Consider the following 16,406-nt stretch of genomic DNA (forward strand, 5'->3'; position numbering starts at 1 on the left):
GGCCGTCCCACGTTCGTGGACACGACAGTGCCGTCGTTTCTCATCGAGATCCGGGAGCCAGGTGATCACCAACTGCCTCCGGAACCGATCGCCAAACGCTGTTCCTAGAGATCAACGAAGCCAGGGGCCGATCACGACCAGGCCGCTGGGCAGCGCCAGGGAGTCCCGCCGCCAGGTGTTGATGGGCTCTTTGGAAATCCCCACCCGTTGCTCAGGGATGGGACAGACCTGCTCGCCCCGATTCCCCACCTGCGGGTGCGGGCTGTGGCAGGTTGAGCCAGGAGTCGCGCCCGTCAGCCAGCCGAATCCGCGTGACGGTCCGGCCCGCCGCACGGTAGAACCCGACATGTGACCGTCTTCTACTGCGCCAAGTGCGGGACCGCGCTCACCGGGGACCTGGTGGCACTGCCGGTCGTCCCGGACGTCGATGACCCTGATCATGGCCGGGACCAGAAGACTGGCCAGGCCCGCTCCGCCGTTCCGCGCGGGCACTACGCCATCGACCCCGGCCCGTGGGGTGCCCCGTTCGTCGCAGCCGCCGCACCCCGCCGGCCTGCCCGAAGCGCAGGCCGCGAGCTGCTGCGAACCGGCGCAGGGGCCACCGTCTCCGCCGGCTGGCGTGACAGCGTCGTCGTCCACCCGGACGATGTCCTGCCACGCCTTGAACCCTTCACGCTCGGGGACAACTGGCTCGGGTGCTGCGGTCCCACCGGCGCGCGCGGCCCCAACCTGGCCTGCGTCTGTGGCTCTCGCCTGGCCACCTGGGCCGCTGACTGCCTGGGCCCCAATGAACTACACCTGGACCCCGTGCGCGTCTACGCCTGGCACCAGGACGGATCAGTCGAGGGCCCTTGACGGCGGGTAGGGCCTTGACCACCCGAAACGGTCGGCTCCGGTCCACGGGTGATCGGTCAACGAAATGAGGAATGCAGAGCGCGGCTGAGGATTTTCACGAAGCCTCATCATTGTCGGCGGTGCGCGGGCGGTGGTGGGTCGGGGCGCGCTTTGGCAGGCGGCGGCGGAGAGCCTGGCGGCTCTTGAGCCGGACCTGACGGCCCGGCTTCCGCGCCGCTACGCCGCCCAGGACGCCGGGGCCAACGAACAGCAGCTGCGCGACCTCGCGGCCGAAGCGCTCGGCGAGGTCTACTTCCGCGACGGCGGCCGCCGCGCGACCGGCCTGGCGGTGCGGTTCACCGACATCGAGCACGTGGAGTTCGACCTGTAGCAGCCGACCGGACACTGGGTGTCACGCTCCCGGCTGTGACTGGGCGTCTCGGTCGGCCGCTGAACGCTTTGGCTGGCCAGTGTGGTTGTTCGACGGGTCGGGCGAGTTCTGTGTCGCTCTCTGCTGTGGTCGGGGAACCGTAGTCGATCGCCCGGCGTGATCATGCGAATGACGCAGAGAAGGAAAGCGGGGCACGCAATCGCTCATCTGGCGGCTGTCTGGCTGGCCGGATGTGCCCTGACCGGCGTGCAGTTGCAGGCGGTGCTCGTCGCCCTCTTCGCCGACGGAGCGGCTCCGTTCACCGCCGCTCTCGTCGGTGTGGCTCTTCTGTCGGTAGTCGCGCTCGCGGGGCTCGGAACCGCCGTCCGCACGGTCGTGCCGCTCATGCGACGGGCGCGCGGACTGTGGGCATGGGCAGCGAGCGTCTACGCGCTCGGCACGGTCGGCGCGTTCGGGGCCGCCGTGGTGAACTTCAAGATCAATCACCTGGAGAAAAGTCTTCTGCTCTCCCTGGCCGGAGGCACCTGCTACGCGCTCGCAGCCGCGCTCTTCCTTCCAGGCGCCCGCGTCAGGCTGGGCGCTCTCGGGGCAGCGACCGCCCTTGCCGCTGGCGGAGCGTACGCCACCTGGGCAGCCACGCAGCCCCCCACTCTCGACGAGTGGATCACCGCCAATGGCGTGGGCTACACCCTGCTACGGGTCGGCGACCCGCCGCCGGGCTACGCACTGCACGTCCTGGGCGCGAGCGAGGCCGGCTTCGGTGCCGATTACGAGCGGCCCCACTCCACACGACTACACCTCGGCGTGACACGCGTGGGACACGACACCCGGCGCGTCGACGCGCGCGGCTGCCCCGTTCCCATCGGCGAGCTGATCCGCTGCACGGACGACGGCGGAGGCCGCCGGCTGCTGACCTACGAGGGCGGCTACGAGCACCAGGAACTGCGTCTGCGCCGCGACGGCCTGGTCTACACCGTGACCGTGGAAGGCTTCCATACCGATCTGTCCGCAGCCCGGCACATTCTGTCGACGCTCAGGCCGGCGACCGACGCTGAGCTCGCCGGCCTGCTGGAGCTGCCGATGCGGCGATGAGCACAGCCCCTCCAGGCGGTGCTCCCGTGCTCTGCCCTTGAACAGCCTGAGGAGACCGGCACCTGCTCCCCTGCGCCGGCGGGGAGCACCGGACAAGACGGAGAACCAGATTACGGATCCGCTTCCTTCTGCATCTCGGAGGAATGAGATTGCGCAGACCGGGAAGGAGCTGTGGTCGGGCACATTTCCGCCAGGGCGCCATCCACCCTTTCTGCTGCGTTGCCGATGTGAAGTTCAAAGGGTGAAGACTGCAGGGCGACGACCTTCGCGGCCAGCCCGGCGGACGAACCCCCGTCGCACCCGACGAGGTGGCAAAGCTGCAGTTCATCCGCCGAGAGTGGGGCTTGATGTCGACCTGTAGCCGCACGGCCGGACCGGCTGTCGCGGCCCGCACCCCCGACGGGTTGACGCTGTTGATTGCGATAGCAAACTAGTGCAATTGAGCCAATCCTGCTACGGTCAAAAGAAAGCCGCCTCGCTGAACCGGTCGATACGTGCGGATTCTGGCGACCGGATGGCTCCGCCCTGCCTGTGAGGGTGGACACGGGGCCGCATGGCGAAAATAAAGGGACATACGTGACGAACAGAAAAAGAGTAGCGATTGTCGGTGCCGGCCCCTCGGGCATGGCTCAGCTGCGGGCTTTTGAAACCGCAGCGCGCGCGGGGGCGGACATCCCCGAGATTGTCTGTTTTGAGAAACAGGCTGACTGGGGTGGCCAGTGGAACTTCACCTGGCGCACCGGACTCGACGAGTACGGCGAGCCCGTGCACTCGAGCATGTACCGCAATCTGTGGTCGAATGGGCCGAAGGAAGCGCTGGAGTTCGCTGATTACACCTTCGACGAGCACTTCGGTCGCGCCGTCTCCTCATACCCGCCGCGCCCGGTTCTGTGGGACTACATCGCCGCCCGGCTGAAGAAGACGAACGTGCGCGATTTCATCCGTTTCCAGACCGTCGTGCGCTGGACGGAATACGACGCCGAGCGTGAGGTCTTCACGCTCACGGTCGAGAATCTCCCCACCGGAGAAACGACGACCGAGGAGTTCGACCATGTGGTCGTCGCCAGCGGCCACTTCGCTTTCCCCAACGTGCCGCAATTCCCTGGCATCGAGACCTTCCCCGGGCACATCGCCCACGCGCACGAATTCCGCGGCGCGGAAGCCTTCAAGGGGCAGGACGTCCTCGTCGTCGGCTCCAGCTACTCGGCCGAGGACATCGGCAGCCAGGCGTTCAAGATGGGCGCACGCTCGGTGACGGCGAGCTATCGTTCCGCGCCGATGGGCTACGACTGGCCCGAGGGCTTCGAGGAACGCCCCCTCATCAAGCGCATCGAGGGCAACACGGTCCACTTCGCCGACGACACCTCGAAGCACATCGACGCCGTCATCCTGTGCACCGGCTACCTGCACAAGTACCCGTTCCTGCCCGACGAGCTCGCGCTGGCCTCCCCGAACAACGTGTACCCGGACGGCCTTTACCGCGGTGTCGTGTGGCAGGACAACCCGCGTCTGGCCTACCTCGGCGCGCAGGACCAGTGGTTCACCTTCAACATGTTCGACGCGCAGGCCTGGTACGTACGCGACCTCATCCTGGGCCGCGCCGAGCTGCCGTCGGAGACTGAACGCTCCGCGTCCATCGCCGAGTGGCGGGAACGTTTCGAGAAGCTTTCCTCGGACGCTGAAGAGGTCCGCTTCCAGGCCGACTACGTGCGTGATCTGCTGCGGCAGACGGACTACCCCGAGTTCGACCTCGACCGGGTCGTCGAGATCTTCCTCGCGTGGAAGCGCGACAAGAAGGCCGACATCATGGGCTACCGCGACCGTGTCTACCGCTCGGTCATGACGGAAACCCTGGCCGCCGAGCACCACACACCGTGGCTCGAAGAATTCGACGACTCGATCGAGCGCTACCTCGCCGAAGACCCCGCCAAGGCCCCGCAGAACGCTGAGCTCAGCGCAGCGGCGTAACTCCCCGAGGTCGGGGGCGGACCCCACTACGGGTCAGGGGCCCAGCAGCTCTCACTGCGGGCCCCTGACCCGTATCCATGGGGTGGGCACAACTGGTGGATGTCGGTTGCCGGGGCCAGGGGGAGTGCGCCGTGGGCCATGGGAGCGTGCCGTGGGCCGTGCCGGATGGCTTGTGTGTGAGGGGTGGGGACCGAGCCGCAGCCCTGCGAAGACTGCGGGTGCCGATAAATCATCCGCCCAGGCCACGGCCTTGACCGGCCATCTCTGATGCGGCTGCCGGCCGCTCCGCTGTCTTCACCTGGGCGAGGGAGGACGGCATCATGACCGGTCGGGCCGCTGCGCCTGGCCTACCTCGCCGCCACCAACATCTTCGCCCTGCTCCGTCTCCTGCCGATGAGCGAGCGGGACAAAGACATCGAGATCCTCGCCCTGCGGCACCAGCTGCTCGTCCTGCAGCGCCAGGTCGGCAAGCCCACGTTCACGGACACCGACCGTGTGGTCCTCGCCGGCCTGCTCCACCACCTCCCCATGGGCAAGCTGCGCCACCTCCCGCTGCTGGTACGCCCCGACACGATCCTGCGCCGGCACCGTGACCTGCCCAGGCGACGCCCTGCTGCAACCTGCACGCCCAAGCACCGCGGGCGCCCACCCACCGTCCGCTCGATCCGCATCCTGGTCTTGCGTCTGGCCCGCGAGAACAGCTCGTGGGGCTACCGCCGGATCCACGGCGAGCTCGCGGCGCTCGGCATCGAGGTCGCCGCCTGCCCGGTTTGGGAGATCCTTCGCGAGCACGGCATCCCGCCCGCGCCCGCACGGCAGAGCACCACCTGGGCCGACTTCCTCCGCAGCCAGGCGACCGCACTGCTCGCCTGCGATCTCTTCGAGACCCGGACGCTGACCGGGGCGCGCCTGTACGTCTTCGCCGTCCTCGCGCACTTCACGAGGCGCGTCCGGATTCTGGGCGCCACCGGACACCCGACCGCGGAGTGGATCGTGCAGCTCGGCCGCAATCTCGTCATGGACCTGGAGGACTCGGGCAGCAGGGCCAGGTTCCTGATCCGCAACCGGGACGCGAAGTTCACCGCCGCCTTCGACGGGCGTTGTCACGTTGGCGAGGATGTGATCGCTTGACGGCATGTCAGGTGTCGTGGGGATCCGCGGGGGTCTGGGCTCAGGCCCCCGCGAGCAGGCCGGTGCTGCCGGTGATCTGGTCCCAGATCACGAAGCGGACGGTGCTGTCACGTTGGCTGACTGGGTGGGGTGATCTTCTGGGTGGTCATGCCGGGGAGGGATCGTCCGTGGGCAGTACGTCGCCGTCGTACCAGGGGCACCGGTACCCGGTCGAGATCATCTCCCACTGCGTATGGCTGTACTTCCGCTTCCCGCTGTCGTTCCGCGAGGTCGAGGAACTGATGCTCGAGCGCGGCGTGGTCGTCTCCCACGAGACGGTCCGCCGCTGGTGCGCCAAGTTCGGGCAGGCCTACGCCAACGCGCTGCACTGTCGGCGGCCCCGGCCTGGGGACACATGGCATCTGGACGAGGTCTTCCTCATGGTCAACGGCGAGCCGAAGTGCCTGTGGCGGGCCGTGGACCAGCACGGCACCGTGCCGGACATCCTCCTGCAGAACCGCCGGGACACCGTTGCGGCCAGGCGCTTCTTCCGCAGGCTGCTGAAGAAGACCCGGGTGGTCGTCACGGACAGGCTGCGCTCCTGCGGGGCGGCCCACCGCGAGGTGATGCCCTCCGTCGAGCACCGCTCCCACCAGGGCCTGAACAATCGGGCGGAGAACAGCCACCAGCCGACGAGGCAGCGTGAACGCGCGATGAAGGGCTTCCGCAGTGTCGGAGGAGCCCAGCGGTTCCTGGCCGCGTTCAGCGGTATCTCACCCCACTTCCGACCCCGCCGCCATCTGATGACCGCCGGCGAATACCGAGCCGAGATGACCACCCGCTTCGCCATCCGGGATCAGGCCACCGGCGTCGCCGGCCTGCCTGCCGCGGCCTGAGCACGGAAGCCGGAACCCGGCCCCACCGCGCCCGACACACCATCAGGCACTCACACACTCAACAACGTGACAGCACCATTCGCAGCCCCAGAAACACTGGCAGCGGAGACGCCACCGTGTCCGTCACCACACGGCTGACGCGCGCCCGCACCGGCGTGCTGCACGCCGCGCTGAGCTGGGCCAACCTGCGCTCCAGCACGTGCCGTCCACCGGCCAACGCTGGGGCCCTTTTTTCCCTGCAGAGCCCCCCATTCCCACGCCGCTACAGGCGGCCTGACCAGCATCCCAACACACCTGACACCCCATCAGAAAGAGCATCAAATGAGCGTCACGAACGTCATTTCGGCGTCAAGATATCGCCCGTAACGCCCACACCGCACATCATGCGCACGGGTAAAATCGCAGGTCAGGAGCCCTTCGCGGCCGGTTCGAGGATCGCGACACACTCCACGTGGGGGTGCGTTTCCTCTTGAGTGACGAGTGCGTGTCTGGTGGACCGGTGTTCTCGTTGCGGTAGCTGTTGATCGGCTGGCGTGGGAGAGGCGGGGTCGGATGGGCTGCGGCGAGGTGCTCGCGCTGCTGCGGGAGCGGGAGGCGGCCTGCCGTCGGGAGGCGGAGCGGTTGCGCGGGGAGGCCGAGCGGATCGCCGGGCTGCTTCAGGTGTGTAAGCAGGAGCTGGCCCGGGTGGCGACGGCGTGCCAGGTCGTGGGCGAGCTCCCGGCGGCGCACGGCGAGGCCGGGGCGGGGCGGGGTCGGATCCCGGCCCCGCGAGCACAGGTGGTGTCGGGCACCGTCGGCAGTCAAGCTGCCGAGGAAACTGGCGAGTTCACCGGGCGGATGCTGGGGGTGCTGGCCGCGTACGCCGGTCCGGTGCGGTGCCGTCAGGTGGTGGAGGGGCTCGGGCTGGAGGCCACGCCCCGTGAAGTGGAGCGAGTGCGCCACCAGTTGAAAAAGGCCGCTGCCGCCGGGCGGGTGGTGCAGACCCCGGGCGGCCTGTTCACCCTGGCGCGTGGAGGTGCCGCGGCGCGCGGGTGACCTGCCGATACGGAAACGGGCCTCCTTCTTGTTGGTCGGGTGAACAGCCAGACCACGCAAGGAAGAAGACCCGGTGGCACCTTACACGTCCGCGCCCCAGGCCCCCGACCCGTTCACCGCCACTCGCACCCGGATGGAGGAGATGCTCGCCCATCTGTCCGCACCGGTCATGGCCTCGGCCACCGCCGAAGGACTGGAGGACTACATCACCGCCGCGGGGCGGGAAGTGCTGCGGCAGATGCTGCAGGACCAGCTGGACGCCCGCGCCGCCGCCGAGGTGCGCGTGGAGGTGGTCACCGGCAGCGACGCCGTGGTGCGCCCTCGGGCCGAACGGGGCCACCGCCGGCTGCTGGCCACCACGCTGGGCCGGGTGGAGGCGACCCGGGTCGCCTACCGCGCCCCCGGTGCGGCCAACCTGCACCCCGGCGACGCCGCCCTGGCCCTGCCGCGGCAGGTCTACTCCTACCCGCTGCAGCGCGCCGTCGCCCTCGAGGTCGCCGGGACACCCCTGCGCCGGGCGGGCGCTCACCTGGAGCGCACCACCGGCGGGCGGCTCGGCACCCGGCAGTTGATGGAGATCGCGTGCCGCGTCGCCGCCCACATCCCCGCCTTCTACCAGCAGGACACGCCCGCCCCCGCCCCGGCCGTCGGCAACGAGGGGGACCGGCTGCTGGTGCTCAGCTGCGACGCGACCGGCGTGAACATGATCCCGTCCGATCTGCGGGAGCCGGTCCGCGCCGCACGGGCAGCCGACGGCCCGCAGCCGCCCTCGGCCCAGCTGTCCAGTCGCGAGCACACCGGACGCCGTCGGATGGCGACCGTCTTCGCCGTCTACGACGCCGACCCGGTCCCACGCACCGGTGCGGACGTCCTGCCGGCCACCGCGGGCGAACGCGCCGCCCGCACCCACGGCCCGCGCGCACGGGGCCGGCACCTGGAAGGCTCTCTTCAGCGTTCCACCGCGGCCATGGTCACCGCCATGTTCGACCACGCCGAACAGCGTGACCCCGATCACCGGCGCCGCTGGATCGTCCTGGTCGACGGCGCCAACCACCAACTTGATTGCATCGCAAGGGAAGCGGCCGCCCGCGGCGTCCATGTCGACACGATCGTGGATATCGTGCATGTGATCGAATATCTGTGGCGGGCCTCCGAGGACCTCCACCCAGGCCACGCAGCGCGCGCGGCCTGGGTCGCCGAGGCCGCCCGCACCGTGCTGGACGGGCACAGCCCCCGCGTCGTCGCCGCCCTGCGCCAGCACCTGCGCACCCGCCCCGAGGACGCGAAGCAACTGTCCGCCGTCGCCCGCACCGCCGCCTACCTGCAGGCCAAGGAGCCCTACCTGCGCTACCACCTCGCCCTCGCCATGGGCTGGCCCATCGCGACCGGGGTGATCGAGGGAAGTTGTCGCTTCCTCGTCAAGGACCGCCTGGACGTGACCGGGGCGAGATGGGGCCTGACCGGCGCCGAGGCGGTCCTCCTCCTACGCGCCGTCATCGACAACGGCGACTTCGAGCGGTACTGGCGCTACTTCACCGAACTCGACCACCTGCACACCCACGCCGTCCGCTACCAGGGACAACTCGCCCTCGCGGCGTGACCGCAGCCACCCACCCATCACTCAAGAAGCAACGCACCCCCCCAGCCACGCGCTGGGAGGACAACGTCGGCCACTCGCAGGTTCCGGGCCTCGCTCGGGCGCAGAGCTTGCTCGGCCACGATGCGCATGAAGAGGTATACCGCGGGTTCGGCACTCACATGTCCACGCACCCACTCGAGCAGCGCTCCTACCTCCTCCTTGGAATACAGCCATTCCTCTTCCATGACCTCGACCGACATAGATCTGAACTCCTCACGGGGAATGATGAAACACGCCATGCGGGGCCAGCGCGGCAGGTTCAATGGTCTGCAGAATTGCCGGTTTGGCTAACCGGCGATCGTCGGCTATGTTGCGCCCGGCACGACACTCGTGACATCTCGACGCCTGCACGAAAAGCAAGGCGTAGTCGCGCTGCTGCGGACTGTTCTAGGTTTGCTTGCTTCGCCGCGTCATTCCAGTCCGTTGCGCCCTCAATGTGTCTGCCCTCGGCGAATCAGAAGATCCAGCATCACCGCAGACCGTCGCCGCCAACGGGCTCGCCTGACGGCGAGCGGCAAGGAACAGGGCAGGCGCCTTCTAAGCGCTTGGCCGCAGGTTCGAGTCCCACGAGGCACCCAGAACATGGCTGGTCCCCTGTCAAGGCCATGAGCCCCGGCGGTCATCGGTAGTCGTCGCGAACGGGGAGTCTGCGCCTGATCGCCCCGTACAGTCGGCGGCCCTCTCCGCACCAACCCGTGACGGGTGCCGGGAAGTCGGTACGCACTACCAGGCGGCACGCCGGGACGGGAGGAACGACCATCGTGGCCCAGGACGGAGCGGCCGGCGATTGACCGAGAGAGGGGAACTGCGGGCCCCGCCGGTACCGTGTTCCCTGTGGCCGGGGAGCTGAGTGACGCGGAACTCGATGAGCTGGTCGAGCAGGCCACCGTGGACGCCTACGACGACGAGGAGCAGCTCACGGGCCTCTACACGATGCTCTCCGAGCATCTGGCCGTCCCGTTCAAGACGGTCGTTCTCGGGGTCGAGGTCACCGTGAAGAAGGTGGACCTGCTGCCCGGCAGTCAGATCGTGGCGGTCTGTACGCGAGGCAGGCACCGGCAGGCGATCGGCATTCTCGACCTTCCGTTGCCGGACCCGGCGCCCGAGGGGGCCGAGTGGATCGAGGCGTACCGGCACTGGGGACCGTAAGCGCGCCCAGATCAACGACCGCCTGGTGGCGCGGGCCGGTAGCCCTGATCGGCGAGCCAGGCTCGAGCCCGGCCGTACTGCCGTTCCGCGGCGAACAACCAGTACCGCCGCAGCTGTGCCGGTGAGGTGGCCAGCATGTCCTTGAAACGGCGGAAGGCTCCCGGGCCCTGGATCGCGATGCCGAGGAACCGGGCGAGGTCCCGGTCGTCGAGGGTGGAGATGAAGTCCTCCATGTCACGGTAGGCATCGCGTGATCCGGCGCACGGAACAGGGAGCCACCGCTCGGTGCCTTCCGGTTCGTCCTCGTCCCATGACTCCTCGGTGTCCGCGAGGGCGGGCCGGCACTCGCCGGTGTCCAGGTCGATGCGGCCACCGCCCCAGGCCGGGTCGCCTTCGAGCAGACCGGAGAGTTCCTCCAGATCGACCGGCAGCGGCCTCAGCACCAAGACGGCACCGCCGCCCACCGTGTCGAGTTGTTCGGCGAGGACCTCGTCGCCGGGCCAGCCCCGTTCACGCAGGGTGGACGTGCACGCGATCGCCGTCTCCCGGCCACCGGGCACACCCCGAAAGACGGCTGCGGTGAGTGCGTCTCCGCACTGCTGCAGCACGCTGGCGGGGTCATGCGTATGCAGCAGGGCAAGCAGGGAGGGGCCGTCCGCGGTGTGGCAGGCGGCGCGGAGCGCCTTCAGCTCGTGGTCGGTCCATGCCTCGGTCATGTCCGCGAGGCTATGCCGAGGCGCGCTGCGAGCGCCATCGTCTTCGGTGCGACAATGCGCTGGTGAGCACGGCGGACAAGTCCTCTCCCCGACGCAGGCTGCCGACGTTCGGCCCGGAGCCGTGGCCTCATCCGGCACCGTCTGGCGAGTGGTCGCACTGGGACGTGTGGTTCGCCGTGGCGTGCGTGGTGGACTGCGGCGGCGACTGGGACGACTTCGATGCGCGGCTGACGCGGGAGCGGTCGGGCGGGGTGGTGCGCGGGGTGGATCTGGAGCCGTGGTGGAGTCATCTGCTGGAGCTACGGGAGCGTCTTGCGGCGGACGGGCTCGGTGCGGCCGAGCTGGCTGGAGGCGCTGCGCATGCTCCGAAGGTCGTCGCCCGGGCCCGTGCCAAGGTGTGGAAGCAGGCGCTGGAGGATCGGGCCGGCCTGGACCTGGTGAGACTCTGGCCTGCGCGCTGCACAGCGAGTACGTCTCTGCCCGCTGGGACTTCCGCGCCCGTGAGATTCTGGGCCTTCGCGCCTACGCCCAGGTCGCGGCCGGGGCGGTGGACCGGCTCACCGCCACCGCGACTGTGCTGGGCTCGGAGGACTGGCAGCCGCTGGCTCTGGTCTCCTACGCCCTGCAGCAGGGTGACGCCGCGACCGCCCGTGCCGTTCTCCGGGCGGCGGACCGGCCGGGGTTCCACCGGGACCGGGTACGGCGCCGGACCAGCGAACTCGACCGGGAACTCGATAGGGAAGGACACGTATGACGCGCGCCGACGACACGAGCGAGGTGCGGGACCGGCTGCTGGGCTGGCTGCTGCCGGACGGCGGCCCGGCCGGCTCGCTTGCCCAGGAGGATGTGGAGCGGTTCTGCTGGTACGAGCTGCCCGTCAAGTGGATGGCCGCGCCCGCCGAATACCCGCACATCCTCACCGCCCTGGCCGAACTCCTCCAGGACGCCGGCAGGCCCCGGACCGCGGCCGTCTGCACGTCGGAGGTCACCCGCGAGATCCTCGGCGCGTGGCAGCACTCGCCCGATCAGGGGCGGGCCGCCTACCGGCGGGCGGTGGACGCTTCCCCGGTGGCCCCGCCGGACACCGCCCTGCTCACCTGGGGGCCGGTGATGGGCATCGGCGAGGCTGTCGCCCGCGGCAACGCCTCGCGGCTGCTGGAGCGGGCGCTGGACGACGGCGCCCTGGTGCCCGGCGCCCGGGGTTACGCCGCCGCCCGCATCAAACATCTGGAGCGCTGGCTCACCACCCCGCACCCCGCGCACGACGGCCGTGCCCCGCTGGACGCCGTCCACGGCGAGCGCCGCCGCACCTGGGCCGAGGCCCCGCCCGCCGCCCGACGCCGACTGCGCGGCACCGTAACGGACCTGCTGAGCGTGGCGCCCGAGGCACCCGCCGACACGGCCGAACCCCTGCGCTGGCTGCTGGAGTCGGTCGGCGACGGAGTGACGCTGACCCAGGCCGGCTACCTGCCGCGCGCCCTGGTCATCGAGGCCGCCGCACGCTACGACTGGTATCTGCCCGGCATGGTGCCGCGCACCGAGTACGACGTCGTCCGCCTCGCCGAACTGCACGAACTCGCCCGTGCGGCGCGGCTGCTCGCCAAGCGGCACCGCAAGCTCGCCCTGACCGCCCGTGGCCGACAGCACCTCGCCGACCCGGCCCTGTTGCAGGCCACCGCGGCCCACGCCTGGTTCGGCGACGGCGTCCGAGCCGAGCTCGCCGAAGCCGCCGCCGCAGCCCTGCTCGACGGGGAGCTCACGCTCGACGACCTCACCGCCGCCGTGCACACCCTGGCCGCCGAGGCGTTCACCCTCGCCGACGGCAGCGCCCCACGGCCCGACGACACCCGCCACTTCCTGTGGCAGTGGCTGCGTCCCGGCGAGGCCCTGGGTTTCCTGGCGTACCGCGACCGCCGCCGCTCCACCCTCTTCCTCACCCCCGCCGGCCGAGCCGCCGCCCTCACCGCGCTCCGAGCACGTGCCCACGCCCCGCGGACCGCGCCCTGGGCGTGAACCTTCCGCTCAGGGGCGGGCGGGCAGGACGCAGCCGAGTTTCAGCAGCGCGGTGCGGAAGGCCGGGAGATCGTCGGGAGCCACCATGAGGTGCCTCGGGCCGATCCGGGAGCACAGCGCGCCCGCCCTGCGGTCCTTCTCGATCATCACGGCCTGTGCCTCGTCCACGCACTCCAGCAGGTGGCACGTGCCCAGATCCCGCACCTTTTCGGTGCGGGAGGCGGCGTCGGCCGGCAAAACCGTGACGGTCTGCGGCAGTTCCTCTCCCGGGCTGCTCCCCCCCCGGTCAGGAAGCGGCGCAGGTCCTCCAGGCCGCGGCCTGCGTGGAGGGCCTTCAGCAGGGAGGCGGTGGACAGCGTCCAGACATGCTCGGCGGGCCGGGTCGCGCACGCGTCGAGCAGCAGCGCCTCGGCCGGGGCCGGGCCGTCGAGTGCCACGACGTCGAAGTTCGGCAGGACCCTGACCGGGCTCTGCGCCCCGACAGCGGGTGCCGGACCCGGCCCGGTAAGCACCAGCGGCCAGGCGAAGGCCCTGACCGCCTCGCCTCCGTAGAAGTCACCGCCGGTGAGGATCTCGCCCAGCGCTCGGATCGTGGCCGCGGAGGGGCGCTTCGTCTGTCGCTGCACCGCAGCCTGTCCGCGGCGGCCAGCTGCAGCACCGCTGCCGTTCCCCGCCCGCACCCACCCGCGGCGGCGGTAGGGTCCGCCATGTGAGCGAGTACCAGTACTACGAGTTCCAGGCCCTCGACCGGCCGCTCAGCCGCGAGGAACAGGAACAGCTGCGGGCCATCTCCACCCGGGCCCGGATCACCGCGACCAGCTTCACCAACACCTACCACTGGGGTGACCTGAGCGGGAATCCGCGCCGTATGGTCGAGCGCTGCTTCGACGCGCACCTGTACGTCACCAACTGGGGCACCCACCGTCTGATGCTCCGCCTGCCCAGGCAGACCCTGGCTCTGCCCACGGTGAAGCCGTACTGCCTCGACCACCACGTCGACGCCTGGACCACCCGCACCCACCTCCTGCTCGACCTCACCAGCGACGACGAAGGCGGCGACTGGATCGAGGGCGCCGACGACTCCCTGGCCGCCCTCATCGGCATCCGCGACGAACTCACCACCGGCGACCTGCGCCCCCTCTACCTCGCCTGGCTCTCCGCGCTCACCGCCTGGGAACTCGAGGACGACGACGAAGAGGAGTACCAGACCTGCCCGGAACCGCCCGTCCCGGCCGGGCTCGGCGAACTGACCGCCCCGCAGCGCGCGCTCGCGGACTTCCTGCGCGTGGACGACGATCTGCTGACCGTCGCGGCCCAGGCCAGTCCCGCCGCGCCCAGGAAACCGGCCAGGCCCACGAAGAAGGAACTCGCCCCGCTGATCGCCGCACTGCCCCAGAAGGAGAAGGACGCTCTGCTGCTGCGGCTCGCCCTCGGCCCGGAACCCGGGCTGCGCACCGAACTCCTGCACCGCCTGCACGGCGCCGACGCACCCACCACGGTCCCCGGGCGCCGCTCCGCCGCCCGACTCCTGGACGCCGCCCACACACGGCGCGCCGAACGCCAGAAGCGCGCCGAACACGAACGGACCACCGCCCGCGCCCAGCGCCTGACCGCCCTCGCGAGCGAGGCCGGATCAGCCTGGCAGAAGATCGAGGCGCACATCGCCACCAAGAAGACCAGCGCCTACGACCAGGCCGTCACCCTCCTCGCGGAACTGCGCGACGCCTACTCCCACACCGGGCACAACACGGACTTCCACCAGCGGCTGACCCGCCTTCGCGAGGACAATCACCGCCGCCCCGGCCTCATCCACCGCCTCGACCGCCACGGCCTCCGATAGGCCCCCTCCTGCCTGGCACCGATCGGGCCGAACCGCCCCCTCCCCACCTCAGGGAGACAGCGTGAGCGCCGGAACGCGCACGGCCCCATGGAGCGCCGGTCTCCACGGTCACCGCGTCGTGACTCCTCGCCGTCTCTTTCCGAGACAGTTGCCGCGTGGTTCGCAGCAGATCGTTCAGGCGCTTCTCCCCCCTCACCCGAGCCCCGCACTCTGCAACCCGAAGCCACCTGGCACCCCATCAGAACGAGCGTCAAATGAGCGTCACGAGCGTCATTTCAGCGTCAAGATATCGCCCGTAACGCCCACACCGCACATCATGCGCACGGGCAAAACCGCAGGTCAGGAGCCCTTAGCCGCCGGTTCAAGGATGGCGACGCACTCCACGTGATGCGTCATCGGAAACAGATCGAACGCCCGCAGTGTCCGCACCCGGTACCCCCCGTCCCGGAAGTACGCCAGGTCTCGGGCCAGCGCCGCCGGATCGCACGCCACGTAAGCGATCTTCCGCGCGCCCAGCGACGACAGGAGCTCGACCGTTGCCCGGCCGGCGCCCGCGCGGGGCGGGTCGAGGACGATCAGGTCGACCTCGTTGATGCCGGTGCGCGGCAGGACGGAGTCGACCTTGCCCTGTTCGATGCGGACGCGGGGGAAGTCGGCGAGGTTGTGCCGGGCGTCCTCGACGGCGCGCTTGTCGGACTCGATGCCGAGGACCGCTCCCGCGTCGCCGACCCGGTCGGCGAGGGCGCCCGCGAACAGGCCGGCACCGCAGTACAGGTCGAGGGCCATGTCGCCCTTGCGGGGCAGCAGACCCTGCATGACCGCGGTGACCAGGGTGTCCGCCGACTTCGGGTGGACCTGCCAGAAGCCGCCGTTGGCGACCCGGTGGGTGCGGCCGTCCGCGCGTTCGCGGACGAAGGGGCGGCCGTGGACGCGGTGGACCTGGCCGGAGCGCTCGTCGATGCGCAGGACGGAGACCGGACGGTCCAGTTCGACCAGCGGCAGGCGCGCGCCCGGCTTCGGGGTCAGGACGACCTGGCGGTCCTGGGAGCCCGTCGCGGCGATCGCCTCGACGGAGTCCATGCCCGTCCAGTCCCGCTTCTCGATGCCGAGTTCGCTGACGCCCTCCGCGGCGATCATGCAGTGGTCGATCGGCTCGACCTCGTGCGAGCGGTGCCGGCGCAGGCCCGCGCGGCCGTCGGCGGTCACCGCGTACTGCACGCGGGTACGCCACGCCGGGACCTGGCCGGCGGGGAGCTTGTCGCCCTCGGCGGGTACGACGGTGCCGTCCCAGCCGGCCTCCTCGGGCGTGAGCCCGGCGAGCCGCTGGAGCTGCTCGGCGATGACCTCGCCCTTGAGGCGACGCTGCGCTCCCGGCTTGGCGTGCTGCCAGTCGCAGCCGCCGCAGCGGCCGGGCCCGGCGTACGGGCAGGGGGCGTCAATCCGGTCCTTGGAGGCGTCCAGCACCGTCACCGCGTCCGCGCGCAGGAAGCGGGCACCCTCCTCGCCCTCGGTCACCCGGACGACGACCCGCTCGCCGGGCAGCGCGTGCCGGACGAACAACACCTGGCCCTCGGCCGTACGGGCGATGCAGTGGCCGCCGTGGGCGACGGGGCCGACCTCGACCTCGTACTCCTCCCCCACCAACGATTTTCTCGGTTCTGCCTGCATGGCGGGGTGACTCCACAACATCGGGGGCGAAGGTGCGGGCGATGGCCCGCGACAA

Annotated in this window: 14 protein-coding genes and 2 pseudogenes; 12 read left to right on the plus strand and 4 right to left on the minus strand. The window is 70.3% G+C overall.

What is annotated here, in order from left to right:
• Positions 1-348: 348 nt before the first annotated feature.
• From ACFP2V_RS01150 to ACFP2V_RS01185, 8 genes and pseudogenes are all read left to right on the plus strand, one after another.
• Positions 349-855, plus strand: coding sequence for a hypothetical protein (locus ACFP2V_RS01150; RefSeq protein WP_381204383.1), 507 nt, complete (start codon positions 349-351; stop codon positions 853-855).
• A 178-nt stretch (positions 856-1,033) separates the two neighbouring features.
• Positions 1,034-1,225, plus strand: a pseudogene (locus tag ACFP2V_RS01155) (telomere-protecting terminal protein Tpg); the annotation flags it as partial.
• Between the two features lie 246 nt (positions 1,226-1,471).
• A complete protein-coding gene (locus tag ACFP2V_RS01160) occupies positions 1,472-2,317 on the plus strand; it encodes a hypothetical protein (RefSeq protein ID WP_381204384.1) in 846 nt (281 codons plus the stop codon).
• Between the two features lie 537 nt (positions 2,318-2,854).
• The gene (locus tag ACFP2V_RS01165) at positions 2,855-4,285 is read left to right on the plus strand and encodes an NAD(P)-binding domain-containing protein (RefSeq protein ID WP_381204385.1); all 1,431 of its coding nucleotides are present in this window, start codon (positions 2,855-2,857) and stop codon (positions 4,283-4,285) included.
• Positions 4,286-4,678: 393 nt separating this feature from the next.
• Positions 4,679-5,380: pseudogene (locus ACFP2V_RS01170) on the plus strand (integrase); the annotation flags it as partial.
• A gap of 203 nt (positions 5,381-5,583) precedes the next feature.
• A complete protein-coding gene (locus ACFP2V_RS01175; RefSeq protein ID WP_381204386.1) occupies positions 5,584-6,291 on the plus strand; it encodes an IS6 family transposase in 708 nt (235 codons plus the stop codon).
• A gap of 552 nt (positions 6,292-6,843) precedes the next feature.
• Positions 6,844-7,326 (plus strand): hypothetical protein, encoded by a 483-nt coding sequence (locus ACFP2V_RS01180; RefSeq protein ID WP_381204387.1) that lies wholly within the window; start codon positions 6,844-6,846, stop codon positions 7,324-7,326.
• A gap of 73 nt (positions 7,327-7,399) precedes the next feature.
• Positions 7,400-8,926 (plus strand): ISKra4 family transposase, encoded by a 1,527-nt coding sequence (locus ACFP2V_RS01185; RefSeq protein WP_381204388.1) that lies wholly within the window; start codon positions 7,400-7,402, stop codon positions 8,924-8,926.
• A 17-nt stretch (positions 8,927-8,943) separates the two neighbouring features.
• On the opposite strand, the gene ACFP2V_RS01190 is transcribed toward ACFP2V_RS01185, so the two are convergent.
• Entirely contained in the window at positions 8,944-9,165 is a 222-nt protein-coding gene (locus tag ACFP2V_RS01190; protein ID WP_381204389.1) for a hypothetical protein, read from the minus strand.
• Between the two features lie 634 nt (positions 9,166-9,799).
• Between ACFP2V_RS01190 and ACFP2V_RS01195 the strand changes: the two genes are divergently transcribed.
• Positions 9,800-10,114: a calcium-binding protein gene (locus ACFP2V_RS01195; protein ID WP_381204390.1), complete on the plus strand. Its 315-nt coding sequence runs from the start codon at positions 9,800-9,802 to the stop codon at positions 10,112-10,114.
• A gap of 11 nt (positions 10,115-10,125) precedes the next feature.
• Here ACFP2V_RS01195 and ACFP2V_RS01200 read toward each other — a convergent pair whose 3' ends face one another.
• Positions 10,126-10,830, minus strand: coding sequence for a hypothetical protein (locus ACFP2V_RS01200; RefSeq protein WP_381204391.1), 705 nt, complete (start codon positions 10,828-10,830; stop codon positions 10,126-10,128).
• Between the two features lie 397 nt (positions 10,831-11,227).
• Between ACFP2V_RS01200 and ACFP2V_RS01205 the strand changes: the two genes are divergently transcribed.
• Both ACFP2V_RS01205 and ACFP2V_RS01210 read left to right on the plus strand, forming a co-directional pair.
• Complete coding sequence (locus ACFP2V_RS01205) at positions 11,228-11,584, plus strand: hypothetical protein (protein ID WP_381204392.1); 357 nt, start codon at positions 11,228-11,230, stop codon at positions 11,582-11,584.
• Complete coding sequence (locus tag ACFP2V_RS01210; RefSeq protein WP_381204393.1) at positions 11,581-12,843, plus strand: hypothetical protein; 1,263 nt, start codon at positions 11,581-11,583, stop codon at positions 12,841-12,843. The genes ACFP2V_RS01205 and ACFP2V_RS01210 overlap by 4 nt, the downstream gene beginning before the upstream one ends.
• 9 nt (positions 12,844-12,852) lie before the next feature.
• On the opposite strand, the gene ACFP2V_RS01215 is transcribed toward ACFP2V_RS01210, so the two are convergent.
• A complete protein-coding gene (locus ACFP2V_RS01215; RefSeq protein ID WP_381204394.1) occupies positions 12,853-13,080 on the minus strand; it encodes a hypothetical protein in 228 nt (75 codons plus the stop codon).
• Positions 13,081-13,552: 472 nt separating this feature from the next.
• Between ACFP2V_RS01215 and ACFP2V_RS01220 the strand changes: the two genes are divergently transcribed.
• Positions 13,553-14,683 (plus strand): hypothetical protein, encoded by a 1,131-nt coding sequence (locus ACFP2V_RS01220; protein WP_381204395.1) that lies wholly within the window; start codon positions 13,553-13,555, stop codon positions 14,681-14,683.
• Positions 14,684-15,022: 339 nt separating this feature from the next.
• Here the strand turns inward: ACFP2V_RS01220 and ACFP2V_RS01225 are convergent, their stop codons facing one another.
• Positions 15,023-16,351, minus strand: coding sequence for a class I SAM-dependent RNA methyltransferase (locus ACFP2V_RS01225; RefSeq protein ID WP_381204396.1), 1,329 nt, complete (start codon positions 16,349-16,351; stop codon positions 15,023-15,025).
• Positions 16,352-16,406 lie beyond the last annotated feature (55 nt).

Source organism: Streptomyces incanus (assembly GCF_042656345.1).
GTDB classification, from domain to species: Bacteria; Actinomycetota; Actinomycetes; order Streptomycetales; family Streptomycetaceae; genus Streptomyces; species Streptomyces incanus.